We start from the raw sequence: 22,054 nt of genomic DNA, 5'->3' as shown, positions 1-22,054 counted from the left end.
TGCGCCAGGCGCGAAAACGCGCTAACCCTGCGCGCATGATTTCCAACACTCCCCAAACTGACACCGTCCATGTGATTGGCGGCGGCCTCGCCGGCTCGGAAGCAGCCTGGCAGATCGCCAATGCGGGCGTTCGCGTGGTCCTGCATGAGATGCGCCCCTCGCGAATGACCGAGGCGCACCGCACCGAGGGCTTGGCCGAACTCGTCTGCTCCAACTCGTTCCGCTCGGACGATGCCGCCAACAACGCCGTGGGCCTGCTGCACGCCGAGATGCGCCGGCTTCGCTCGCTGATCATGCGCTCCGCCGACGCCAACCAGGTGCCCGCGGGCGGGGCGCTGGCGGTCGACCGCGACGGGTTTTCCGCCGCCGTCACCAAAGCCCTGCACGATCACCCCCTGATCGAGATCGACCGCACCGAAATTGCCGGCCTACCACCGGCCGAATGGGGCAACGTGATCGTCGCGACCGGCCCCCTCACCTCCGCGTCGCTGGCGGAGGCCATTCGCGAACTCACCGACGAGAACGCGCTGGCATTCTTCGATGCGATCGCGCCGATCGTGCACAAGGACTCCATCGACATGTCGGTAGCGTGGTTTCAGTCGCGCTACGATAAGGTCGGGCCCGGCGGCACCGGCGCCGATTACATCAACTGCCCGATGACGAAGGAGCAATACGACGCCTTCGTCGCGGCATTGCTCGCTGGCGAGAAGGTGGATTTCAAGGACTGGGAAACCAATACACCCTATTTCGACGGCTGCCTGCCGGTCGAGGTGATGGCCGAGCGCGGCCATGAGACGCTGCGGCACGGACCGATGAAGCCGGTCGGATTGACCAACCCGCACAACCCGACAGTCAAACCCTATGCCATCGTGCAACTACGGCAGGACAACAAGCTCGGCACGCTCTACAACATGGTCGGCTTCCAGACCAAGCTGAACTACGGCGCGCAGCAGCGCGTGTTCCGCACCATTCCGGGGCTCGAGAACGCCGAATTCGCGCGGCTCGGCGGCCTGCATCGCAACACCTTCCTGAACTCGCCAAAGCTCCTGGATGGGCAATTGCGGCTGCGCGCGCAGCCACGCCTGCGCTTTGCCGGACAGATGACCGGCTGCGAGGGCTATGTGGAATCCGCCAGCATCGGCCTGATCGCAGGTCTCTACGCTGCGGCCAATGCGCGAGGACAGTCGCTCGAACCGCCGCCTGCGACCACGGCGCTGGGCTCGCTGCTCGGCCATATCACCGGCGGCCACATCGAAACGATCGAGGCCGGAACACGCTCGTTCCAGCCGATGAACATCAATTTCGGCCTGTTTCCCCCGCTTGCCAACGTGCCGACCAAGAAGGCCGATGGCAGCAGGCTGCGCGGCAATGAGAAGACGGTAGCCAAGAAGCAGGCGCTCAGTGCCCGTGCGCTGACCGATCTCGATCGCTGGATCGCTGATCATCTGCGCGTAGCGGCGGCGGCATAATCCCATGGGCTTGCCGAAGGATGACGCCGCTACGCTGTCGGCGCGATGGATTGAAGGCGTGCTGCTCAAGCGTGACGTGTTTTCCACCGTCGAACGCGGCCGGTTTCGCGAGGATAGCGGCGAGGTCGATGCCGTGCTGCGCCGGCTCGACCAGGTGCCGCTATGGTCCTATCCGCTCGCCCGACATCTGTTCGTCCGCGAGCGCCGCGCGCTGGCACTGGCGCGCGATCTCGACGTCGGCCCGAGACTGCTATGGGCCGGTCGGCAGGCACTGGTGCGCGGCTTCATCGACGGCGTCGCGCTGCATCTGGCAAAGCCCCATGGCGACCTCGCCTATTTCCGTTCCGCCAAACTCGCCCTGCGCAAGCTGCACCGCGCCGGCATCTGCCACAACGATCTCGCCAAGGAGCAGAACTGGCTGGTCGGCCGCGATGGCCGCGCCTACCTCACCGATTTTCAACTCGCGGCGTGCTTCAAGTCCCGCAGCCGATTATTCCGGATCGCGGCCTACGAGGATCTGCGGCATATGCTGAAGCACAAGCGCAGCTATGCGCCGGCGGCGCTGACGCCGATGGAGCGCAAGATCCTGGCACGCAAATCCTTTGTCGCCAGCATCTGGCTCAAGACCGGCAAGAAGGTCTATCAGGCCATCACCCGCGGCCTGTTCAACTTCACCGATCGCGAAGGCGGCGGCCGCCGGCTGGTCAACGACGCGCCGGTGCTGAACGCCCTGATCAGGAAAAATCCTGAGGTGCGCGATACCGCCATCGTAGCGTTCGCCGACCGCCGTACCGGTGTCGGGCTGTATGCCTTCGTCGAGGCCGACGAGGTCGCGCTGGAAAAGCAATTGCGCAGCGAGCTCGCATCAGCCAAGGGCATCAGGCCGCCGGAGCATATCCAGGTGGTGCACGCCTTGCCGCGCGACGCCGCCGGCAAGCCGCGCACCGAGATCCTGCAGCTCGTCGCGATGAATCAGGTCGACCTAATCGAGCCGCTGATCACGAGCGATACCGACCGCGCGTTCCTGAAGGACATTCTGGAGAGCCGCAAGAATCTGCGCGATCGGTTCAATTTTGAGAGTAGCGAGTTGAATTCGCAATCGAACTGATTGCTCGTGTCCCGGGCGCGATGCAGCGCACTTCGCGCTGCATCGCAGAACCGGGACCCACTTTGGCGGCAATGATGGACCCCGGATCAGCAGCGCACCACGTCGCAAGTGCGACGCGCTGCGCAGCGTCCGGGGAACGCCAGGAACGCCCTCTTACCCGCCAAACTCCCGCGAGCGCGAGGCGCGCCAGAGCGTCCACAGCGTCCGGAGTCGTGACGTTGCATGCGGCACGAACGGATCGGCGTCGGCTCGCGACATTCTCTTCAGATCGCGGCGGACCAGCGCCAGCGGCAGGAATACCAGTCGCACCTGCGGCGGCACATGCGCGAGCAGTTCGAACGCCGTCCCGAGATGGTTTCGGGCTTCCCCGATCAACTGATCGATCGCGGCACGCGCCTGCGGCGTCTGCTTGCCCGAAAAGACCTGCTCCATCCCGCTGCCATGTTGCTGCAGCAGTTGCAGTGGCACGAACAACTGCCGCCGTGCGGCATCGAGCGGCAGCGCTGCGATCACCTGCGCCATGCCCTGGGCGAGACCCGCATGGCGGGAGAGATGGTCGATGGCCACCGACGGCTGTGCCGCAGTCCACGCAGCCAGCGAGAACAGCGCCGACGAGGTGTCGGTGACATAGCCTTCCAGCGCCGCCATCGACGGCATCGGATCGTTGTAGAGATCGAACTGATGCTCCTCGATCAGCCGCGACAGCGGCTCGATCGGCAGGCGGAATTCGCCGATCGTCTGCAGGAGTTCGGCTGCGACCGGATTGCCCTCGACGCCGCCGTGGCCGGCGCCTTCCAGCATGTCGGTCCACCATTGCAGCCGGATTTCGCCCGGCAACGGCTGACTGACCTGCTCGCGCACGCGAAAAATCTCGACGTTGAAGGCATAGATCGACAGCAGTGCGCGGCGCTGGACCTGAGGCAGGAACAGCGTCGAGGCATAGCGGACAAAATCGTGCGTGCGCACCAGATCGGCGCAGAACGCAGCGGAGTCTTTTGACGTCACCGCGGCGCTCATGGCACGGCGATCAGCGCCGCTGCGACGCGCCGCCGTTCGCCCAGCATGATGTTGTAGGTGCGGATCGCCGGCCCCGTCTGCATCGGGTCCAGCACCACCCTGACCGCACGCAGCGCCTCGCGCAGCCCGCGCGGGGGCAGCCAGATTTCGGCGCCGGTGCCGACGATCAGCGTATCGATGGAATTGGCCGCCTTGAACACGCGGTCCAGCGAATATTGATCGATCTCGGTAGGCTTCGTCACTGGCCAGGCCCAGATGCCGTCAGGCAGGCACAGCAGCGAGCCGCGATGCGACATGTCGGCGAAAGCGAAGCCGCCCTTGCCGTAGGCTTCGATCGGTGCCGGCCTCGGAAGATGCGGAGCGTCCGAGGATGTTGCCATGACTATTTCTTTGCCGGCGTATCCGGTTTCTTCGCAGGTGTATCCGGCGCCTCGCGGTGCTCACCAACGCCGAGATAGATCAGGATCGGCGCGGCAATGAAGATCGAGGTATAGGTGCCGACCAGCAGCGCGCCGAACACCATGACGGCCGTAAAGCTGTGGATCGCGTGACCTCCGAACAACAACAGCGCCAGCAACGCCAGCGTCACCGTGACGTGGGTGATGATCGAGCGCGACAGTGTCGAATTGATGGATTCGTTCAAAAGCTGCGGCATCGGCATTTTCTTGTAGCGCCGCAGCATTTCCCGGATGCGGTCATAGATCACGACGGTGTCGTTCAGGGAGTAGCCGAGGATCGTCAATAGCGCTGCGATACTGGTGAGGTCGAAATCGACCTGCGAGATCGACATGAAGCCGATCGTCAGCACGATATCGTGGACGTTGGCGATCATGGCGCCGAGCGCGAACTGCCACTCGAACCGGAACCAGAGATAGATCAGGATGCCGACAATCGCGAGCATCAGGCCAAGCATGCCATAAGCCAGCAGTTCGCCGGAAACGCGCGGTCCCACCACTTCGACGCGGCGGTATTCGACGCTATCGCCGAGCGCGCCGCGAACCTTCTGCACGGCAGCCTGCTGCGCGGCGTCGCCGCCCGGTTGCTCGGCCACGCGGATCAGCACATCGGCCGGACCGCCGAATTGCTGCAACTGGACCTCGCCGAGCCCGAGCGCGCTCAAAGTCGCACGCATCGCGCCGATGTCGGCGGGACCAGACTTGTTCTGCACTTCAAGGAGCGTACCGCCACGGAAGTCGATGCCGAAATTCAGCCCGTGGGTGAAGAACAGCACGATCGCGAGAATCGAAAGCGCGGCCGAAATGGGAAAGCTGATGCGGCGAAAGCGCGTGAAATCGAAGTGCGTATCGTCAGGGACGATGCGCAGCGGCGGCAACAGATCGAAGATGGCGACGATGGTCAGTACGACGACCAGAACGCCCAGCGCAATGAGAACGTATTGAGTCACGGTGGGGTTCCTAGATCGGCACAGTCTTCGGCCGCTTCCACCATACCCAGCCGGCAACGATCAGGCTGGTGAGCGTAAACGCTGTAAAGACCGTGGTGATAATGCCGATGCCGAGCGTGACGGCGAAGCCGCGAACCGGGCCGGTGCCGATGTAGAACAGCACCGCAGCGGCGATGAAGGTAGTGATGTTGGAGTCCAGAATTGTCGCCAATGCGCGTCGGAATCCCGCGTCGATCGCCGAAATCGCGTTGCGCCCGCCGCGCAATTCCTCGCGGATGCGCTCATAAATCAGAACGTTGGAGTCGACCGCAATACCGACTGTCAACACGACACCGGCAATGCCGGGCAGTGTCAGGGTGGCGTTGAGCAGCGACAGGATGCCGAAGATCATCACAACATTGATGGCGACCGCGATATTGGCGAACACGCCGAACAGCCGATAGGTCACCAGCATGAACGCGATGACCATGATGGAGCCGATATAGGCCGCCAGTTTACCCTTCTCGATCGAGTCCTGGCCGAGGCCCGGGCCCACCGTACGCTCTTCAACGACAGTGAGCGGCGCCGGCAACGCGCCTGCACGCAACAGAACCGCCAAATCGTTGGCGGCCTGCACGGTGAAGCTGCCGGAAATCTGGCCGGAACCACCGGTGATCGGCTCACGAATCACAGGTGCCGAGATCACCTCGTTGTCGAGCACGATCGCAAACGGCAAGCCGACATTTTCCGTGGTCGCCTGGGCGAATTTGCGTGCACCTGACGTGTTGAAGCGGAAGCTTACGATCGGCTCGTTGGTGCGCTGGTCAAATCCGGGCTGCGCGTCGGTGAGATCGCCGCCCGACACCAGCACCTGTCGCTTGATGACGTAAGGGGTTTTTGGCGACGATGCGCTCATCAGCACTTCTGATTCCGGAGGCACGCGACCCTGGTCTGGCGACACAGTCGTATCGACCATGCGGAATTCCATCTTGGCGGTCTTGCCCAGCAGTTCCTTCAGGCGCGTCGGGTCCTGCAGGCCGGGTACTTGCACCAGAATTCGGTCGGTGCCCTGACGTTGGATAAGCGGCTCGACCGTGCCGAGCTCGTTGACGCGCCGCTCCACGATCTGAATCGATTGCTCGATGGTCCGGCGGAGAAGATCGGTGATCGCGGCCTGCGGCACCGTAAGCCGCAGCAGCCCGCCGCCGGCATCGGCCACTTCGAGGCTGCGCTGGCCGCTGGATCCGAGCAGCCCCCCGAGCGGCTGCGACAACTCGCGCAGCTTGGACAGCGCCGTAGGCAGGTCAGTGTCCTTCGTGATGCGGATCTCGACGGCATCATTGCGAACGTTTAGACCGGTGTAGTTTATCTTGGCGTCGCGCAGCACCCGCCGAGCGTCGTCGCGGACCTGGTCGAGTCTCTGCTTCTTCACGTAATTGGCGTCGACTTCAAGCAGCAGGTACGAACCGCCCTGCAGATCGAGACCGAGCACGATGTGACGCTGCGCCCACACCGGCCAGGTCTTCACCCGCTCCTGGGAAAAAAAGTTCGGAACCGCGAACAGGCAGACGATCAGCGCGGTCAGAATGATCGCCAGCGCCTTCCACCGCGAGAAATACAGCATCGAGTAGACCCGTCACATCCAGGAAAATGCGCCGCGACGAGCGGCGCGCAAAACTCAGCTCGCGGACGACTCGTCCTTGGCCTCACTCTTTTCCTTGGCCGGTTCGCCCTTGGCGCGGACGCCCGAAATCATCTGCCGCATCTGCCGCACGCGGACGCCGTCCGAAATTTCGAACTCGATCTGGTCGTCGTCCACCACCTTGGTCACCTTGCCGACCAGGCCGCCCGAGGTGACAACGGTGTCGCCGCGGCGGATGTTTTTGACCAGTTCCTGGTGATCCTTGATCTTCTTCTGCTGCGGTCGCAGAATCAGGAAGTACATGATCACGAAGATCAGTGCGAACGGCAGCAGCGACATCAACATGCTGTTGGCATCGCCACCGGCTGCAGCCTGGGCGTACGCAGGGGTAATCAGCATTCGAACAATCCTCGTGAGACGGAAAAGAACCGGCCATGCCTGGGCACAGCATCCTGGGCATGTCGCCGGTCCGGGTAAATTTGCGCGGACTATAGCGGCGGCGGGCCCAATTGCAACGTTGGCCGCCCCCTCATTTAGGCCGCTTGCGAGAGCTTCCAAGGCCCGTTAAGGCTGCGCCGTCAGGAACTCGGGAAATGTCGAAAAAAGCCAAGAAAACTGCGGCCAAAACTGCGGCGCAAACAGCGTCCCGCGCCGCCCCCAAGGCCGCCTCGCGAGGGCATGGGAAAACCGCGACAAAAGGTCCGGCAAACACGCTTAACGGCGCCGCCGCCGAGCGGATCGCCATCGCGCTGGAGGCGATCGCCGGCCATCTTTCCGCGGCCTCTCCGGCGGCGGGAGGCCCCGAGGCGTTCGGCTCGGCCGATGCCTTTGTCTGGCATCCGGAAGGGCGCCTTTCGCCGGTACCGCGCGTCAGCCGCGTCGACCTCGGCCTGCTCAAGGGCATCGACCGGATGCGCGACATCCTGATCGAAAATACCGAGCGTTTTGCCGACGGCCTGCCCGCCAACAATGCACTGCTGTGGGGCGCGCGCGGCATGGGCAAGTCGTCGCTGGTGAAGGCAACTCATGCCAGCATCAACATCGACCGCAAGCCGGCCGACCGGCTGAAGCTGATCGAGATTCACCGCGAGGACATCGAGAGCCTGCCCGGCCTGATGGATCTCCTACGCAGCTCCGATTTCCGCTTCATCGTGTTCTGCGACGACCTCTCCTTCGACGGCAACGACGCCTCCTACAAATCTCTGAAGGCGGTGCTGGAGGGCGGCATCGAGGGACGCCCCGACAACGTCATCCTCTACGCCACCTCGAACCGGCGGCATCTCCTGGCGCGCGAGATGATCGAGAACGAACGCTCGACCGCGATCAATCCTGGCGAAGCCGTCGAGGAGAAGGTGTCACTGTCGGACCGGTTTGGTCTGTGGCTCGGCTTTCACCGCTGTAGCCAGGACGAATATCTGGCGATGGTCCGCGGCTATTGCGGCCATTTCGGCATCAAGATTGCCGACGAAGAGCTGGAGCGCGAGGCGCTGGAATGGTCGACCACCCGCGGCTCCCGCTCGGGCCGCGTGGCCTGGCAGTTCACGCAGGAATTGGCAGGAAGGCTCGGCGTGAGGCTGGCCGGGAAGGCGTGAAGGACTGCGTTCCTCGGGCGCTGCGCAGCGCCATCAGCGCGTTTACGCGCGTCTTCGACGCGCTATGGCGGTGCGCTGCAGAACCGGGGTCCAACTTCACGGCACGCTCTGCGATGGGTCCCGGCTCTGCGGCGCAGCGTTCCGCTGCACCGCGTCCGGGACACGAAGACCTCACGCCCCGTTCAGGAATTGAAGCGGGTCAACCGGTGAAGATCCCTTGCGGATCTCGAAGTGGAGCTGCGGCGACCCCACCTCGCCCGATTGACCCGATTTGGCAATGATCTGGCCGCGCTTGATCGTATCGCCGCGCTTCACCAGCAGTTCACTCGCATGGGCATATGCGGTGACGTAACCGTTGGAGTGCCGCACCAGAACCAGATTGCCGTAACCCTTGAGCTCGTTGCCGGAATAGGCGACCACGCCATCTTCCGCGGCTTTCACCGGCGTTCCTTCCGGCACCGCCAGGTTGATGCCGTCATTCGACTTGCCGTTGGTCTTGGCGCCATAGCTCGTGATCACCTTGCCGCGCACCGGCCAGCGGAAGGTCGGCAGCGCGCCGGTGGCTTCGCTGGGCTTGACCGAGGCTTGCTCGACGACGGGCTTCTCCTCGGTGACGTTGGTGGTCGCCTGTGCCAGCCGCGCACTCTGCGGCGGACCACCGGCCGAGGCAACCTTGGTGGCCGGTGCAGCAACTGCTGCGACCGGCTGGGCGGGAGCTGCGGCAACAGGCTGGGCCGCCGGCGCTGCGGCCGCGGATTTCGAACCGGGCACGGTCAGCTTCATGCCGAGGCTGAGCTTGGCGGACTGATCGAGATTGTTGGCCTTGGCGAGTTCGCTGACCGAAACCTGATTGCGCCGGGCGATGCTCATCAGCGTATCGCCGCGATTGACGACATGGACGGTCGGCGCTGCCGCCGCGGCAACCGGCTTGCTGGCAGCAGGTGCGAGTGCCGGCGCGGGCGCTGCCGTCGCCGTCTGGCGCGGAATGATCAGTTGCTGGCCGGGCGACAGCACGCGCGGGCCCTTGTAGCCATTGGCCTGCAGGATCGCAGCGGCTGAAACGTTGTAGCGCTTGGCCAGAATGTCGAGCGTGTCGCTGGTGCCGACGATGATCGTAGTGCCGCCCGGCGCGGATGGGCGCGCGGCGGCCACCGAGCGCGGCGGCACCGTGGCGGTGGTCTCGATGGGCGGACGGGATGGCGGCGCATAGGACGAAACCCCGCGCCCTCCTCCGGACACCCCGCCCGAGCTGGGGGGATAGGCCTGCGGCGCAGCAACGGCGGGCGGCGGCAGGTCTTGGGACTGATATTGCGGGGTCGAGGCCTGCGGCCGGGCATATTGCGGCAGCTCGCGGCGTTCGGCAGCGGGGCCGCGCACCGAGCCGGTCGCTTCGGGCTGAGAGGCAAAGGGATTGGAGAACGAGCTATCGGAAAAGCGCGTCTGCATATCGGCGCTGCAGCCGGCAAAGCCGACCGACATCAGCGCCAGCACCGCGGCCTGCGGCACCCGACGCGAGCGAAGCAACTCGGCGACACGGGACATGGTTACTCACTCGTACGCAACAAAATACTGTTTTGAGTAAACACGTCCCGAGTAAATAACCGCTTAACCCTTGGAATAAGATGTTGGCGGGAACCGCCAATCCGGGATTCTACAGTTCGCGCGCAATTCCCGGCAGGGCCGGGACGAAGCGGACATCGACCAATTCCTTGCGCTCAAAACCGCTATCCGTCCTGGTCACCCTGACCAGCGTCTGGCTGCCATGATGGGGCCCGACCGGCGCGATCAGGATGCCGCCCGGCAGCAGCCGCTCCAGCAGCTTTTCGGGGATTTGCTCCATCGCAGCCGTCACGATGATGCGGTCGAAGTCGCCGGCGCCGGTCGGAATCTGGAAGCCGTCACCCAACATCACTTCGATATTGAAATAGCCCAGCGCTTCGAGCCGGTCGCGCGCAGTGTCCGCCAGCGTCCGGTAGCGCTCGATGGTCAGGACATGCGCGCATAGCCGCGACAGCACCGCGGCCTGGTAGCCGGAGCCAGTGCCGATCTCGAGTACCTTGTGGTGCTTCTGCAGTTGTAGCTGCTCGGTCATGTAGGCGACCACGAAGGGCTGGCTGATGGTCTGCCCGCAGGCGATGCCGAGCGCGCTGTCACGATAGGCATGGCCGCGATCGCCAGCCGCCACGAAATGCTCGCGGGGCACCTCTTCCATGGTCCGCAGCACCGCCTGGTCGCTGATCCCCCGCCGCCGCAGAGTGAGCTGAAACATCATCTTTTCGAGCGGTTCTTGGGACATAGCGGTCTCGTGGCGGGAGCCTGCCGCCAATCCAATGCTTCGGCCTCGCCGAGATGTAATATAGCGTCCGCGCACTTAAGGAATGATTTTCCTTAAGATTGTGGTTCCTAGTCCGGAACTGGGACCGCGTCCCGACGTTAGGGGCCCGGGAGAATCCTTCGCGAAGAGTCTTTACACACCGCCTACCCGCCCATACCGACATTGCACCCGGGTCCGTTTTTTGCGAACCTCGACACTCGGAAGGGCAAGGAATCCATCATGGTAGCGACACGGCCGGCGGGCTGTTCAGTTTTCCTCGTTGAAGACGAGGTCATGATCCGCATGATGGTCGCTGACATGCTGGAAGAGCTGGGCCACAGCGTAGCCGCCGAGGCCGGCGAAATCGGTGAAGCGGTCAAGCTGGTGCAATCCACCGAATTCGATCTCGCCATTCTCGACGTCAACGTCAACGGCAAGGTGATCACGCCGGTGGCTGAACTGATAACAGCGCGCAACCGTCCGTTCATCTTTGCGACCGGCTACGGCTCCTCCGGCCTGCCGCAGGAATATCGCGACCGCCCCGCGCTGCAGAAGCCATTCCAACTGGAAACGCTGGCCCAGGTGATCGCCTCTACGTTGAAGAGCGCGCCGGTTTAGGGCGTCCATCCGCACATCCAACCGTCATCATCCGCGAAAGCGGATGATCCAGTATCCCAGAGACCTGTGAAAGAATCGAGAAGCCGCGGCATACTGGATACCCGCATTCGCGGGTACGACGAGTTTTGCCGCTGGACGACTACTTCAACGTCGCCGTCAGCTCTTCCGAGAACGCTTCATCGGTACGATCCAGCCGCAGCGGTGTGACCGAGACGTAGCGCGCTGCCAACGCTGCGAGGTCGGTGCCATCGGCCGGTGTATCCATCGTCGCGGCGCGTTCGAAACCGATCCAGTAATACGGATTGCCGCGGCCATCGTGGCGCTTGTCGATTTTCAGGAAGCCGAGGTTGCGTTTGCCCTGCCGCGTCACCCGGACGCCCTTGACCTGATCGGGCGTGCAGGCGGGAAAGTTGACGTTGATGACGGTATTTTTCGGCACGCCGGCATCGATCACCTTGCGCAGGATGCCGGGGCCGAATTTCAGCGCGGTATCCCACAATGGCGCGTGACGGGTCTCGATGGAAAATTCCTGGCTCAGCGCAAACGACGGGATTCCCAGAATCGTGCCCTCGAGCGCGCCCGCGATCGTGCCGGAATAGACGACGTCCTCGGCGACGTTGCGGCCCTTGTTGACGCCGGACAGCACGAGATCGGGCATCTTCTCGCCGAGGATGTGGCGCGAGCCCATGATCACGCAATCCGTCGGCGTGCCCCGCACCGCGAAATGGCGCGGGCCGATTTCGCGTAAGCGCAAGGGGTCGTTCAGCGACAGTGAATGCGAGACGCCGGACTGATCGAGCTCCGGCGCCACGATCCAGACATCGTCGGACAGCGCACGGGCGATCTCCTCGACGATCTTCAGACCCGGCGCATGGATGCCGTCGTCGTTGGTGCAGAGAATTCGCATCCGTCAAAATGCCTTCAGGTTCAGGTCGAGGCGGGTTGTTGCCCTTGGGCGTCGTCTTATCCGGCTATCACGGCTGAGGCAAACCGGCCGATTTCCTCATGTTTTCTTCATCCAGACACGCCAGGGGCGGGCAAATCTGGCGCCGCCATCGATTTTCATCTGCAGGTCTGGCGATGCAGTTTGCGCCGATTCGACGGGCAGAGAGGACGGGCTCGCGTCCGCCGGCTTGGGCGAAGGTGCCGCGACGGGCTCGCTCGCGGGAAGCGCCGCAGCTACCGGCGCCGATCCCGCCTCCGGCTGCTTGTGCCGCGTCCGCGCAACCGCCAGCCCCTTGTTGAAATCGGCGACGTTGAGCCACTCCTTGGCATGCATGCGTTCGATCAGATCGCCGTCCCACAAGCGGGCCACCTCGATATCGAAGGCGCCCATCAGCCGCTGGTCGATCAATTGCATCCCGTGGCCGGTGACAGCCCATTGCCTCCCGATCCAAAGGATGTCGCGATGCAATGCCATTTTTGCCTTGCGCTATTTGTCCCGCTCGATGGTTTTGAGCCCGCCCATATAGGGCTGCAGCACCGCAGGCACCGCGATGGAGCCGTCTTCCTGCTGATAGGTTTCCATGACTGCAATCAGCGCGCGACCGACCGCCGTGCCGGATCCGTTCAGTGTGTGCACGAAACGCGGCTTGCCGTCGGGCCCGCGGGAGCGCGCATCCATGCGCCGCGCCTGAAAATCGCCGCAGACCGAGCAACTCGAGATTTCCCTGAAGGCGCCGCCATCGCCCTGACTTGAAGATTGTCCTGGCATCCAGACCTCGATGTCGTAGGTCTTCTGCGCGGAGAAGCCCATGTCACCGGAGCACAGCGTCATCACGCGGTAATGCAGGTCGAGCCGGCGCAGCACTTCCTCGGCGCAGGACAGCATGCGCTCGTGCTCGTCACGGCTGGTCTCGGGCGTCGCGATCGAGACCAGTTCGACTTTTGTAAATTGATGCTGCCGGATCATGCCGCGGGTATCGCGCCCGGCGGCGCCCGCTTCGGCGCGGAAGCACGGCGTCAGCGCGGTCAGCCGCATCGGCAGCTCTTTCTCGTCGACAATGGACTCGCGAACGAGATTGGTCAGCGAAACTTCCGCGGTCGGAATGAGACCCAGACGTTCGGTCTTCAATCGCTCGTCGGGAGCCGCAAGCAATTCGCCCTTGATCGCCCAGAACTGGTCGTCCTCAAATTTCGGCAATTGGCCAGTGCCGAACATCACGTCGTTGCGCACCAAGAGCGGCGGATTGACTTCGGTGTAGCCGTGTTCGTTGGTGTGCAGATCGAGCATGAACTGCCCGATCGCGCGCTCCAGCCGCGCCAAGCCCTTCTTCAGCACCACGAAGCGCGCGCCGGAGAGCTTCGCCGCGGCCTCGAAATCCATGTAGCCGAGCGCGCCGCCGAGATCGTCATGCGGCTTCGGCGTGAAGGGGTAGTTGCGGATTTTTCCGAAGACATGGCGCTGCACATTGCCATGCTCGTCTGCGCCTTCGGGCACGTCGTCGAGCGGCAGGTTCGGAATCGCAGCGAGTTCTTTCGCCAGTTCCTCGTCCGCCGTCTTCGCAGCAAGCTCGAGCTCCGGCATCGTGGTCTTGAGCTCGGCGACTTCGGCCATCAGCTTGTTGGCGCGCGCGTCATCCTTGGCCTTCTTCGCCTCACCGATTTCCTTCGAAGCCGCATTGCGCCGCGCCTGCGCCTGCTCGGACGCCAGGATCGCCGCCCGGCGCTTCTCGTCGATCGCCAGCAGCGAGGCCGACAACGGCGCCAGCCCCCGGCGCTTCAGTCCGGCGTCAAAGGCTTGCGGGTTGTCGCGGATCGATTTGATGTCGTGCATGAGTATCTGGTCCTGGGTCGCTGCGTCCAATGGCACGCCTACGGCGCCATCGAACGTTTGCCGCTGCGCATCCCCGTACCACACCCGTCATCACCCGCGAAAGCGGGTGATCCAGTATTCCAGAGCAGTAGCGATAGAATCGAGATGCCGCGGCGTACTGGATTCCCCGCTTTCGCGGGGAATGACAGCCGATTGCGGAGTACGATAGAACCCTACTCGGCCGGATTAGCCTCTGGCGGCGGGCTGGCGGGTGGCGTGCCGGATGCGGCCCGTGCGGCGGCGGCCTTCTTTTCCACCATGCGGACCGCGACGATCGCGCCCTCGTAAAGCGCCATCAAGGGAATCGCGAGCGAGGCCTGGCTGATGACGTCGGGCGGCGTCAGCACGGCCGCAATCACGAAGGCGATCACGATGAAATAGCGCCGCTTCTCGCGCAGCATCTGGGAGGTGACGATGCCGATCCGGCCCAGCAGCGTCAGGATCACCGGCAACTGGAACGCGACGCCAAAGGCGAAGATCAATGACATCATCAGCGACAGATATTCGCCGACCTTGGGCAGCAACTGAATCTGCGCACTCTCGTCGCCGCCCATCTGCTGCATACCGAGCGAGAACCGCACCAGCATCGGCAGCACCACGAAATAGACCAGGAGCGAGCCGAGCACGAAGAAGAACGGAGTTGCGATCAGGTACGGCAGGAACGCGCCGCGCTCGTGCTTGTAGAGGCCGGGCGCCACGAATTTATAAATCTGCGTCGCCACGATCGGGAACGAGATGAAGGCGGCGCCGAACAGCGCGAGCTTCAATTGCGTGAGGAAATATTCCAAGAGCGCGGTGTAGATGAATTTCGAATTCTCGGCGCCCGCCACCCAGACGAACGGCCAGACCAGCACGTTGTAGATCTGCTTGGCGAAGAAGAAGCAGAAGATGAACGCAATGCCAAAGCCGAGCAGCGCCTTGATCAGCCGCGAGCGCAGCTCGATCAAATGGTCCATCAACGGCGCCTTGCTGGCCTCGATGTCTTCGATGGTCATGACGCTTTGGCGTCCTTGAGAATGTCGGGCGCCGCCGGCGCGATATCCTGCGGCGCGGCCTGAACTTCACGCGTGATCGCCAGCGGCTCGGAGGCCGCCACATGCGCCTCGGCCTCGACGAAGGTTTCTGGTGTGGGCAGGGCTGGGGTAGTCGGCGTGACTGGCTCGCCGGTCGCGGAGGCAACTTGCGCATCCACCGGCTTGTCGGCAGGCTTGTCGATATCCCCAATCTGCAGGGCGTCGTTGACGTCTTTTTGCAGCGAAGTCATGACGTTGGCCGGCGAAAGGCCCGTAGCCACGTCCTTGACCTCGTCAAAGCTCTTCTTGAGGTCGGCCATTTCCGCCTCGCGCATGGCTTCCTGGAACTGGCCCTGGAATTCGGCGGCCATCTTGCGCGCCTTGCCCATCCATTGCCCGACCATGCGCAGCACACCGGGAAGCTCTTTCGGGCCGATGGCGATCAGCGCGACGACCGCGATGACGACCAATTCACTCCACCCGATGTCGAACATGAATTCTTCCGCTCACGCGAGACGTCCGCGCCCCAATCCCTTTAGCAAAGATTTGGAGCCGCCCGCGTCTTTTCTCAACCGGCGTCTTTCCCGGGTGCCTGGTTCAAGATGTCTGGTTGGTTCAGACAGCCTTGCTGCCGACATCCGTCCGCGCTGTCGGCGCCGGCGTCGCATTGTGATCGATGGTCTTCACCGGTTCGGCGGGCTTTTCGGGCGCCTTCTCATCGTCCTGCATGCCCTTCTTGAAGGCCTTGATGCCATTTGCGACATCGCCCATCAGGTCAGAAATCTTGCCGCGGCCGAACAACAGCAGGACCACTGCGATCACGACGATCCAGTGCCAAATGCTAAGCGAACCCATCCTGCAACCCTCCAAAAGAGACGGCCGGCTTCCGGCCAAGCTTTCGCGGAAGGTAGGCCCGCGGGGTGTCAAAAACAAGGACCCCTGCCGCGGCAAATCGCTGTCGCGGCTACGTATTATGGCTATTATTAACCCCGCCTGAGTGGATAATCGGCGGAGCCATCGGAACTAGCTTTCGCTGCCGCCTTCAGGCTCGGCGGCCGGCGCCAGCAGCAGTTCCAGGTTGTCGCCAGCGTCCAGCGGATCCTCGTCCTCGCGCAGCGCCACGTCATCCGACGGCGTCGGAACGCTGAAGCCAGAAGGCAGCCGCGAATCCAGGAGCCCCGTACCCTTCAGCTCTTCCAGGCCGGGCAGGTCGCTCAGCGCCTCCAGGCTGAACTGCGAAAGGAACGCTTCCGTTGTGCCGAACGTGAGCGGTCGCCCCGGCGTCTTGCGGCGGCCGCGGGGCCGAATCCAGCCGGTTTCGAGCAGCACATCCAGCGTTCCCTTTGACGTGATCACGCCGCGGATCTCCTCGATCTCGGCGCGCGTCACGGGCTGGTGATAGGCAATGATCGCGAGCACCTCGATCGCCGCCCGCGACAGCCGCCGCGTCTCTGTGCTTTCGCGCGTCATCAGCCACGACAGATCGCCCGCAGTGCGGAATGTCCATTTGTTGGCGACGCGCACCAGATTGACGCCGCGCGGCGCATACTCCGCCTGCAACTGCGCCAGCGCTGCCTTGACGTCGACGCCGTCGGGCATGCGCTTGGCAAGTGTCGCCTGGTCGATCGGCTCCGCGGAGGCAAACAGCAACGCTTCGAGCAGCCGCAATTCCTCGGGCCGCGCGGCCTGATCGGTATGTTGGTCGATGGGATGATCCTCGGCATCTTCCATGCGTTTTTCCGCCAGGCTTGCCATGGCTAGGTCTCCTTCCACTTACTCGACCGTCATATCCGGTGCAGGCATTGCGGCCTGCGGCGGACGCTTACGAAAATAGAGCGGCGCGAACGCCTCTTTCTGGTTCAATTCCATCTCGCCTTCGCGCACCAGTTCGAGTGCCGCGGCAAAGCTCGAGGCGAACACCGTCGCCCGCTGCGAGGGATCAACCACGTAGTTGAGCAGGTAATCGTCGAGACAGTTCCACTCCTCGGACTCGGCCATGCCGACCAGCCGCTCCAGTGAGGCGCGCGCTTCGGCCAGCGACCACACCGTGCGCTTGGCCAAATGCACCGTCGCCAGCACGCGCTGCTGGCGCTGCGTGGCATAGGCGGTCAGCAGGTCGAACAGCGTCGCCGTGAATTTGGGATGCTTGATTTCGGCGATCGTTTCCGGATTGCCGCGCGGAAAAATATCGCGCTGGAACTGCGGCCGGTTCATCAACCGGTTGGCGGCTTCGCGGATGGCTTCGAGCCGGCGCAGCCGGTTGGCCAGCGCTGTCGCCATTTCCTCGGCGCTCGGCCCGTCGGGCGTGGCCGGTTCGGGCAGCAATAGCCGCGACTTCAGGAACGCCAGCCAGGCGGCCATCACGAGGTAATCGGCGGCGAGTTCGAGGCGGATCTTTCGCGCCGCCTCGATGAAGGTCAGATACTGGTCCGCCAGCGCCAGGATCGAAATCTTGGCGAGATCGACCTTCTGCTGTCGCGCCAGCGTGAGCAGCAGGTCGAGCGGGCCCTCATAGCCCTCGACGTCGACGACCAGCGCCGGCTCGCCCTCGGTGATTTCGGCGGGCCGTCCGGTTTCAAACGATAGAATCTCAGCCGTCATGCCGTTCCTACCCGATCCATCAACGCTTCAAGTTCAGCCCGCGCCGCCTGCCGGTCGAACGGCTCAGGCTGTTTTCGCGAGGCCAGCGCCCGTGTGGCGCGGCTCAAGGCCTCGCCCGCCAGTTCCGGCGTCTCGCGCGCCACATCCCGCATCTCGTCGAGCTTGCCGTTGCAATGCAGGACCATGTCGCAGCCGGCTTTGACGATGGCGCGGGTCCGATCCGAGATCGATCCCGCCAACGCATTCATCGACACGTCATCACTCATCAACAAACCCTGGAACCCAATTACGCCGCGAATCACCTGCCGGATGATTGTCGCAGAAGTCGTCGCCGGTTGGACGGGGTCTAACGCGCTAAACACAACATGCGCGGTCATGGCCATAGGCAGGTCCGCCAGCGGTTGAAAGGCGGCGAAATCGGTCCGTTCCAGCTCTTCCCGCGCTGTATCAACAGTCGGGAGCCGGAAATGGCTATCCGCATTTGCCCGGCCATGGCCGGGAATATGCTTCAGTACGGGCAGCACGCCGCCCTGCTCCAGCCCCCCGGTGACGGCCCGGGCAATCGCTGCGACCTTGCCCGGCTCGGTTCCATAGGCGCGGTTGCCGATCACGGCGTCAGCGCCGGCCACCGGCACGTCCGCCAGCGGCAGGCAGTCGACGGTGATGCCGAGGTCTATCAGGTCGACCGCGATCAGGCGCGAGCTCAAGCGCGCGGCCTGCAGGCCCAGCACCGGCTCGATGTCGTAGAGCGCACCGAAGGTGGCGCCGGGCGGATAGACCGGCCAATGCGGCGGCCCGAGCCTGGCCACCCGCCCGCCTTCCTGATCGATCAGGACCGGCGCATCCGCCTCGCCTACAAGATTCCGGAATTCATCAACAAGCGCAGATACTTGATCCGGCGTCTCGACGTTGCGTTTGAACAGGATGAGACCCCATGGCCGCTCGCCACGGATGAATTCGCGCTCCGCGGCGCTCAGCTCCAGTCCCGATACGCCCGTGATGAATGCGCGGCTTGTCATGGGGGCCGATTAGGCCCCTCATGGCCCCGCGGTCAAGGAAACCGCCGTTAATTCCTTTGGACGAAGCACTGTCCGCCGGCAGATTTCAGGCTGCTGCAGACCTGTGCTGCCTCTTCGGACGAGCCGAACGGGCCGGCGAACGCGCGGTAATAGACGCCCTTTTCGCCGAGATCGACGCGTTTCACCAACGACGAGTGCGGTCCCAGCACGCTCGGGAACTTGCTCTGCAGTGCCCGGTAGGAGGCCTGCGCGTCGGCCTCGTTCTTCTGCGAGGAGACCTGGACGAGGTAACCACCGCCGGCCGGGGCAGCCGGCTGTGTCGGATTGGTTGCCGCCATCCTGGTCGGTGGCGCCGCCGGATCAGCCCCACCCTGCGGCGCGATCGACATCGGCGTGTTGGCGCTGGCGTTCGCCGACGCGGGGTTACGCGCCGGCGGCTGGCCAGCAGGAGCCGGCGGCGAGGCCGCAGCGCTGCGGGTCGTCGGTGTTGGCCTCGGTGGCGGCGCGCTGGCACCAGCCGGAATGCCGCCATTGTCGGCGGGGTCGCCCTTGACGGCGAGCGTCCTGATCCTGCGCGGCTCGTTGTTCGGCATCGTACCGTTCACGCCCGTCTGGGGCGGCGGGCCGGACGGCGAAACGCTCGCGACCGGCGGCGGATTGCTATTCGGATTCAGCGGCGGAAACACCACGCGCGGCGCGCCGGACCTTGCATTGACGTCGACCGGCGTCTCTTCGCGCGACACCAGCTTCTCGCCGCCGTCGCCCGGCAGCATGCGGTCTGGGGCCTTGGCGGCGCCCACGTCGGACGGTGCCGGCATTACCTTGGTCGGGCTGTTGTCGGCCCTGATGATCGGCGGCTCGCCCGAGCGGGGCGAACCGATGTAAGTGCGATAGGCAAAGGCAGCGCCCGTCCCGACCACAGCCAACGCCAGCACCGCAGCGACCGTCATCAGGCCGCTCGAGCGCTTCTTCGGCGCGGGCTCCTCCTCCTCGTATTCGCCCTGGTACGCATAGGGATCGTCCGGATAGGCCGGATCGCGCTGATAGTCGTGCTCGCCATTTTCGAGCCGTCCATACAGCGCTTCGTCGTAGCGCGACGGGTCCTGCTGCGGCTCGTCGGCATCTTGCTGCGGAGCCTCGTAATAGTCCTGCGAGTCCTGCGCGGGCGCCTGATGTTGGGCCGCGTAGCGGTGCAAGGGATGCACCGGCGCCGGCTGGTAGTCCGGCTCGTCGTCGTAAGCCTGATCCTGCGGCAAAGGCGATGGAAGTGGTGGCGGCGGGGTTTCCTGTCGCGTTTCCTGCCGCGTTTCTTGGCGCGCGCGCTGCATCCATGCCGGCGGGGCCGGAGGCGCATCGAGATCTTCCGGTGGATCATACTGCTGTGGGCGCACATTCGCCCGCGACTGCAGCGGACGCGGTGCCGGTTTGGCGGCAGCCCCGTACGGGTCGTTCTGTCCGATCAGCCTTGCGAGTTCGGCAAGCGGATCGCTCTCGCCGCGATCTTGGTCGGCGGAGGGAAAATGTCGGTCCTGATATCGATCAGCCATCGTGATGATGCATCCCCTACGGGACAGCGCCAACCCGCCATGTCAAACAAACCATGACGAGCGTGGCCCCTGCCAGATACCCTCACGAACCCCCATTCGTGAAGGGCCTTCGCCCCTGCCTACCGCATCTCGGTCGGAGCGTGGACGCCGAGAACGGCTAAGCCCGATGCCAGAACCGAGACGACGCCCTGGACCATAGCCAGTCGCGCCCTCGTGATCTCTGCATCATTAGTTATAATGAAGCGTAAATAGGGCAAATCCCGCCCCTTCGTCCACAACGCATGAAATTCACTGGCCAAATCATATAGATAAAAAGCGATTCGGTGCGGTTCATGTGCGACCGCCGCCGCCTCGATTATCCGGGGATAGAGCGCCAGCCGCTTCAAAAGGTCCAATTCGGCCGGATCGGTCAGCAGGCCCACCGGGGAATCCCCCAAATAGGCCGTCCGGGCCGCGTCATCCTCGGGGAGGTCTGGAACTACCTCGCGGGCATTCTTGAAAATTGAGTGGCCGCGGGCGTGCCCGTATTGGACGTAGAAGACCGGATTGTCCTTCGATTGCTCGAGCACTTTGGCGAGGTCGAAATCGAGCACGGCGTCGTTCTTGCGGAACAGCATCATGAAGCGCACCGCATCGGAGCCGACCTCGTCGACCACTTCGCGCAGCGTGACGAAATCGCCGGAGCGTTTCGACATCCGCACCGGCTCGCCGGCACGCAGCAGGCGAACGAGCTGCACCACCTTGACGTCGAGCGCGGCCTTGCCGTCGCTGACGCCCTTCACCGCCGCCTGCATGCGCTTGATGTAGCCGCCATGGTCGGCGCCGAACACGTCGATCATGTCGAGGAAGCCGCGATCGACCTTGTTCTTGTGATAGGCGATGTCGGAAGCGAAGTAGGTGTAAGAGCCATCCGACTTGATCAGCGGACGATCGACGTCGTCGCCATAGGCGGTGGCGCGGAACAGCGTCTGGATCCGGTCCTCGTAATCCTCGACCGGCTTACCCTTCGGCGGCGGTAGCCGCCCTTCGTAGATGTCGCCCTTGGCGCGCAGGAAGTCGATGGTCTCGGTGACCCTGTTGTTGCCGGTCTCGATCAGCGACCGCTCCGAGAAGAACACGTCATGCTTGATGTTGAGCGCAGCGAGATCGCCCTTGATCATGTCCATCATCATGGCGATGGCCTTGGCGCGCACGATCGGCAGCCAGGCTGCTTCAGCCATCGCCTTCAGCTTGTCTCCGTGCTCGGCTGCGAGCGCCTGCCCGACCGGCACGAGATAGTCGCCAGGATAGAGCCCTTCCGGGATTTCGCCGATGATTTCGCCAAGTGCTTCCAGATAGCGCAGGTATGCCGAGCGCGCGAGCACGTCGACCTGCGCGCCGGCGTCATTGATGTAATATTCGCGCGTGACGTCATAGCCCGCAAAATCCAGCAAGCCGCACAGCGCGTCGCCGAACACCGCGCCGCGGCAATGGCCGACATGCATCGGCCCGGTCGGGTTGGCGGAGACATATTCGACATTGACCTTGGCGCCCGCGCCGACTGCGCTTTTGCCGTAGGATGCGCCCTCGCGCAGCACGGTGCGCAATTCGTCGGCCCAGACTTGCGGCTTCAAGGTGAGATTGATGAAGCCGGGCCCGGCGACCTCGACGGCGGCAACCAGATCGTCGGCGCGCAATTTTTCCGCGATCTTGTCGGCGAGTTCGCGCGGCTTTGCCTTGGCGTCCTTGGCCAGCACCATCGCGGCGTTGGTCGCCATGTCGCCATGGCTCGCATCGCGCGGCGGTTCGACCACGACGCGGGAGAAATCGGTGCCGGCGGGCCATTGGCCCTCGACTGCGAGCGCGGCGCAGATCGCCTGCACGCGGGCCAGCGCGTCGGCGAACAGATGTTGTGTGGCTGGCTGATCGGACATGG

General features: G+C 63.9%; 22 protein-coding genes. 4 read left to right on the top strand and 18 right to left on the bottom strand.

The annotated features are described in order from the left end of the window. The first annotated feature begins 35 nt into the window (after positions 1 to 35). Positions 36 to 1,469 (top strand): methylenetetrahydrofolate--tRNA-(uracil(54)-C(5))-methyltransferase (FADH(2)-oxidizing) TrmFO, encoded by a 1,434-nt coding sequence (gene trmFO / locus V1292_RS24675; RefSeq protein WP_334375231.1) that lies wholly within the window; start codon positions 36 to 38, stop codon positions 1,467 to 1,469. Positions 1,470 to 1,473: 4 nt separating this feature from the next. Next, a complete protein-coding gene (locus tag V1292_RS24670; RefSeq protein ID WP_334375230.1) occupies positions 1,474 to 2,577 on the top strand; it encodes a serine/threonine protein kinase in 1,104 nt (367 codons plus the stop codon). Between the two features lie 153 nt (positions 2,578 to 2,730). On the opposite strand, the gene V1292_RS24665 is transcribed toward V1292_RS24670, so the two are convergent. The 5 genes from V1292_RS24665 to yajC are packed head-to-tail and all read right to left on the bottom strand — an operon-like array spanning position 2,731 to position 7,019. After that, positions 2,731 to 3,594 (bottom strand): phytoene/squalene synthase family protein, encoded by an 864-nt coding sequence (locus V1292_RS24665; protein ID WP_334375229.1) that lies wholly within the window; start codon positions 3,592 to 3,594, stop codon positions 2,731 to 2,733. Then, positions 3,591 to 3,974 carry an Mth938-like domain-containing protein gene (locus V1292_RS24660; protein WP_334375227.1) on the bottom strand — a complete coding sequence of 128 codons (384 nt, stop codon included), beginning with the start codon at positions 3,972 to 3,974 and terminating at the stop codon, positions 3,591 to 3,593. The genes V1292_RS24665 and V1292_RS24660 overlap by 4 nt, the downstream gene beginning before the upstream one ends. Positions 3,975 to 3,976: 2 nt before the next feature. Then, the gene (gene secF, locus V1292_RS24655) at positions 3,977 to 4,999 is read right to left on the bottom strand and encodes a protein translocase subunit SecF (RefSeq protein WP_334375226.1); all 1,023 of its coding nucleotides are present in this window, start codon (positions 4,997 to 4,999) and stop codon (positions 3,977 to 3,979) included. A 10-nt stretch (positions 5,000 to 5,009) separates the two neighbouring features. Beyond that, positions 5,010 to 6,602, bottom strand: coding sequence for a protein translocase subunit SecD (gene secD, locus V1292_RS24650; RefSeq protein ID WP_334375225.1), 1,593 nt, complete (start codon positions 6,600 to 6,602; stop codon positions 5,010 to 5,012). Positions 6,603 to 6,656: 54 nt separating this feature from the next. Further along, entirely contained in the window at positions 6,657 to 7,019 is a 363-nt protein-coding gene (gene yajC / locus V1292_RS24645) for a preprotein translocase subunit YajC (protein WP_057833652.1), read from the bottom strand. 194 nt (positions 7,020 to 7,213) lie between these two features. Between yajC and V1292_RS24640 the strand changes: the two genes are divergently transcribed. Further along, positions 7,214 to 8,212: an ATP-binding protein gene (locus V1292_RS24640; RefSeq protein WP_334375224.1), complete on the top strand. Its 999-nt coding sequence runs from the start codon at positions 7,214 to 7,216 to the stop codon at positions 8,210 to 8,212. Positions 8,213 to 8,383: 171 nt separating this feature from the next. Here the strand turns inward: V1292_RS24640 and V1292_RS24635 are convergent, their stop codons facing one another. Together V1292_RS24635 and V1292_RS24630 are read right to left on the bottom strand one after the other, a co-directional pair. Beyond that, positions 8,384 to 9,754, bottom strand: a complete 1,371-nt coding sequence (locus V1292_RS24635; protein WP_334375223.1) for a LysM peptidoglycan-binding domain-containing M23 family metallopeptidase — start codon at positions 9,752 to 9,754, stop codon at positions 8,384 to 8,386. A 109-nt stretch (positions 9,755 to 9,863) separates the two neighbouring features. Next, the gene (locus tag V1292_RS24630) at positions 9,864 to 10,508 is read right to left on the bottom strand and encodes a protein-L-isoaspartate(D-aspartate) O-methyltransferase (protein ID WP_334375222.1); all 645 of its coding nucleotides are present in this window, start codon (positions 10,506 to 10,508) and stop codon (positions 9,864 to 9,866) included. 258 nt (positions 10,509 to 10,766) lie between these two features. On the opposite strand from V1292_RS24630, the gene V1292_RS24625 reads away from it, so the two are divergent. Continuing rightward, positions 10,767 to 11,144, top strand: coding sequence for a response regulator (locus V1292_RS24625; RefSeq protein WP_082637436.1), 378 nt, complete (start codon positions 10,767 to 10,769; stop codon positions 11,142 to 11,144). Between the two features lie 139 nt (positions 11,145 to 11,283). On the opposite strand, the gene surE is transcribed toward V1292_RS24625, so the two are convergent. The 11 genes from surE to argS all read right to left on the bottom strand — a co-directional run bounded on the left by surE (position 11,284) and on the right by argS (position 22,052). Continuing rightward, positions 11,284 to 12,051 (bottom strand): 5'/3'-nucleotidase SurE, encoded by a 768-nt coding sequence (gene surE / locus V1292_RS24620; RefSeq protein ID WP_334375221.1) that lies wholly within the window; start codon positions 12,049 to 12,051, stop codon positions 11,284 to 11,286. A gap of 96 nt (positions 12,052 to 12,147) precedes the next feature. Next, complete coding sequence (locus tag V1292_RS24615; RefSeq protein WP_334375220.1) at positions 12,148 to 12,564, bottom strand: hypothetical protein; 417 nt, start codon at positions 12,562 to 12,564, stop codon at positions 12,148 to 12,150. A gap of 12 nt (positions 12,565 to 12,576) precedes the next feature. Next, complete coding sequence (gene serS, locus V1292_RS24610; protein WP_334375219.1) at positions 12,577 to 13,920, bottom strand: serine--tRNA ligase; 1,344 nt, start codon at positions 13,918 to 13,920, stop codon at positions 12,577 to 12,579. A gap of 212 nt (positions 13,921 to 14,132) precedes the next feature. Further along, positions 14,133 to 14,954: a twin-arginine translocase subunit TatC gene (tatC, locus tag V1292_RS24605; protein WP_334375218.1), complete on the bottom strand. Its 822-nt coding sequence runs from the start codon at positions 14,952 to 14,954 to the stop codon at positions 14,133 to 14,135. Further along, complete coding sequence (gene tatB, locus V1292_RS24600; protein WP_028345917.1) at positions 14,951 to 15,466, bottom strand: Sec-independent protein translocase protein TatB; 516 nt, start codon at positions 15,464 to 15,466, stop codon at positions 14,951 to 14,953. The genes tatC and tatB overlap by 4 nt, the downstream gene beginning before the upstream one ends. A 121-nt stretch (positions 15,467 to 15,587) precedes the next feature. Continuing rightward, positions 15,588 to 15,827, bottom strand: coding sequence for a twin-arginine translocase TatA/TatE family subunit (locus V1292_RS24595; protein ID WP_028345916.1), 240 nt, complete (start codon positions 15,825 to 15,827; stop codon positions 15,588 to 15,590). Positions 15,828 to 15,995: 168 nt separating this feature from the next. Continuing rightward, complete coding sequence (gene scpB, locus V1292_RS24590) at positions 15,996 to 16,727, bottom strand: SMC-Scp complex subunit ScpB (RefSeq protein WP_334375217.1); 732 nt, start codon at positions 16,725 to 16,727, stop codon at positions 15,996 to 15,998. Positions 16,728 to 16,745: 18 nt separating this feature from the next. Beyond that, positions 16,746 to 17,573, bottom strand: coding sequence for a segregation and condensation protein A (locus V1292_RS24585; protein ID WP_334375216.1), 828 nt, complete (start codon positions 17,571 to 17,573; stop codon positions 16,746 to 16,748). Continuing rightward, positions 17,570 to 18,592, bottom strand: a complete 1,023-nt coding sequence (gene nagZ, locus V1292_RS24580; RefSeq protein WP_334375215.1) for a beta-N-acetylhexosaminidase — start codon at positions 18,590 to 18,592, stop codon at positions 17,570 to 17,572. Before nagZ ends, V1292_RS24585 begins: the two co-directional genes overlap by 4 nt. A 47-nt stretch (positions 18,593 to 18,639) precedes the next feature. Further along, complete coding sequence (locus tag V1292_RS24575) at positions 18,640 to 20,139, bottom strand: SPOR domain-containing protein (RefSeq protein ID WP_334375214.1); 1,500 nt, start codon at positions 20,137 to 20,139, stop codon at positions 18,640 to 18,642. Positions 20,140 to 20,258: 119 nt separating this feature from the next. Continuing rightward, a complete protein-coding gene (argS, locus tag V1292_RS24570) occupies positions 20,259 to 22,052 on the bottom strand; it encodes an arginine--tRNA ligase (RefSeq protein WP_334375213.1) in 1,794 nt (597 codons plus the stop codon). Between the last annotated feature and the right edge of the window lie 2 nt (positions 22,053 to 22,054).

The sequence above is a fragment of the Bradyrhizobium sp. AZCC 1719 genome (assembly GCF_036924525.1).
GTDB lineage: Bacteria > Pseudomonadota > Alphaproteobacteria > Rhizobiales > Xanthobacteraceae > Bradyrhizobium.
The sequence above is the reverse complement of the archived record's forward strand: the minus strand, read 5'-3'. Positions and strand labels throughout refer to the sequence as shown.

Excerpts from the sequence above, each read along its gene's own strand:
- V1292_RS24625 (WP_082637436.1), top strand. The coding sequence starts at position 10,767 with ATGGTAGCGACACGGCCGGCGGGCTGTTCAGTTTTCCTCGTTGAAGAC.
- yajC (WP_057833652.1), bottom strand. The coding sequence starts at position 7,019 with ATGCTGATTACCCCTGCGTACGCCCAGGCTGCAGCCGGTGGCGATGCC.
- V1292_RS24635 (WP_334375223.1), bottom strand. The coding sequence starts at position 9,754 with ATGTCCCGTGTCGCCGAGTTGCTTCGCTCGCGTCGGGTGCCGCAGGCC.
- V1292_RS24660 (WP_334375227.1), bottom strand. The coding sequence starts at position 3,974 with ATGGCAACATCCTCGGACGCTCCGCATCTTCCGAGGCCGGCACCGATC.
- nagZ (WP_334375215.1), bottom strand. The coding sequence starts at position 18,592 with ATGACAAGCCGCGCATTCATCACGGGCGTATCGGGACTGGAGCTGAGC.
- scpB (WP_334375217.1), bottom strand. The coding sequence starts at position 16,727 with ATGGCAAGCCTGGCGGAAAAACGCATGGAAGATGCCGAGGATCATCCC.
- tatB (WP_028345917.1), bottom strand. The coding sequence starts at position 15,466 with ATGTTCGACATCGGGTGGAGTGAATTGGTCGTCATCGCGGTCGTCGCG.
- tatC (WP_334375218.1), bottom strand. The coding sequence starts at position 14,954 with ATGACCATCGAAGACATCGAGGCCAGCAAGGCGCCGTTGATGGACCAT.
- V1292_RS24665 (WP_334375229.1), bottom strand. The coding sequence starts at position 3,594 with ATGAGCGCCGCGGTGACGTCAAAAGACTCCGCTGCGTTCTGCGCCGAT.
- V1292_RS24595 (WP_028345916.1), bottom strand. The coding sequence starts at position 15,827 with ATGGGTTCGCTTAGCATTTGGCACTGGATCGTCGTGATCGCAGTGGTC.
- trmFO (WP_334375231.1), top strand. The coding sequence starts at position 36 with ATGATTTCCAACACTCCCCAAACTGACACCGTCCATGTGATTGGCGGC.
- V1292_RS24630 (WP_334375222.1), bottom strand. The coding sequence starts at position 10,508 with ATGTCCCAAGAACCGCTCGAAAAGATGATGTTTCAGCTCACTCTGCGG.
- argS (WP_334375213.1), bottom strand. The coding sequence starts at position 22,052 with ATGTCCGATCAGCCAGCCACACAACATCTGTTCGCCGACGCGCTGGCC.
- secD (WP_334375225.1), bottom strand. The coding sequence starts at position 6,602 with ATGCTGTATTTCTCGCGGTGGAAGGCGCTGGCGATCATTCTGACCGCG.
- surE (WP_334375221.1), bottom strand. The coding sequence starts at position 12,051 with ATGCGAATTCTCTGCACCAACGACGACGGCATCCATGCGCCGGGTCTG.
- serS (WP_334375219.1), bottom strand. The coding sequence starts at position 13,920 with ATGCACGACATCAAATCGATCCGCGACAACCCGCAAGCCTTTGACGCC.
- V1292_RS24585 (WP_334375216.1), bottom strand. The coding sequence starts at position 17,573 with ATGACGGCTGAGATTCTATCGTTTGAAACCGGACGGCCCGCCGAAATC.
- V1292_RS24575 (WP_334375214.1), bottom strand. The coding sequence starts at position 20,139 with ATGGCTGATCGATATCAGGACCGACATTTTCCCTCCGCCGACCAAGAT.
- V1292_RS24640 (WP_334375224.1), top strand. The coding sequence starts at position 7,214 with ATGTCGAAAAAAGCCAAGAAAACTGCGGCCAAAACTGCGGCGCAAACA.
- V1292_RS24670 (WP_334375230.1), top strand. The coding sequence starts at position 1,474 with ATGGGCTTGCCGAAGGATGACGCCGCTACGCTGTCGGCGCGATGGATT.
- V1292_RS24615 (WP_334375220.1), bottom strand. The coding sequence starts at position 12,564 with ATGGCATTGCATCGCGACATCCTTTGGATCGGGAGGCAATGGGCTGTC.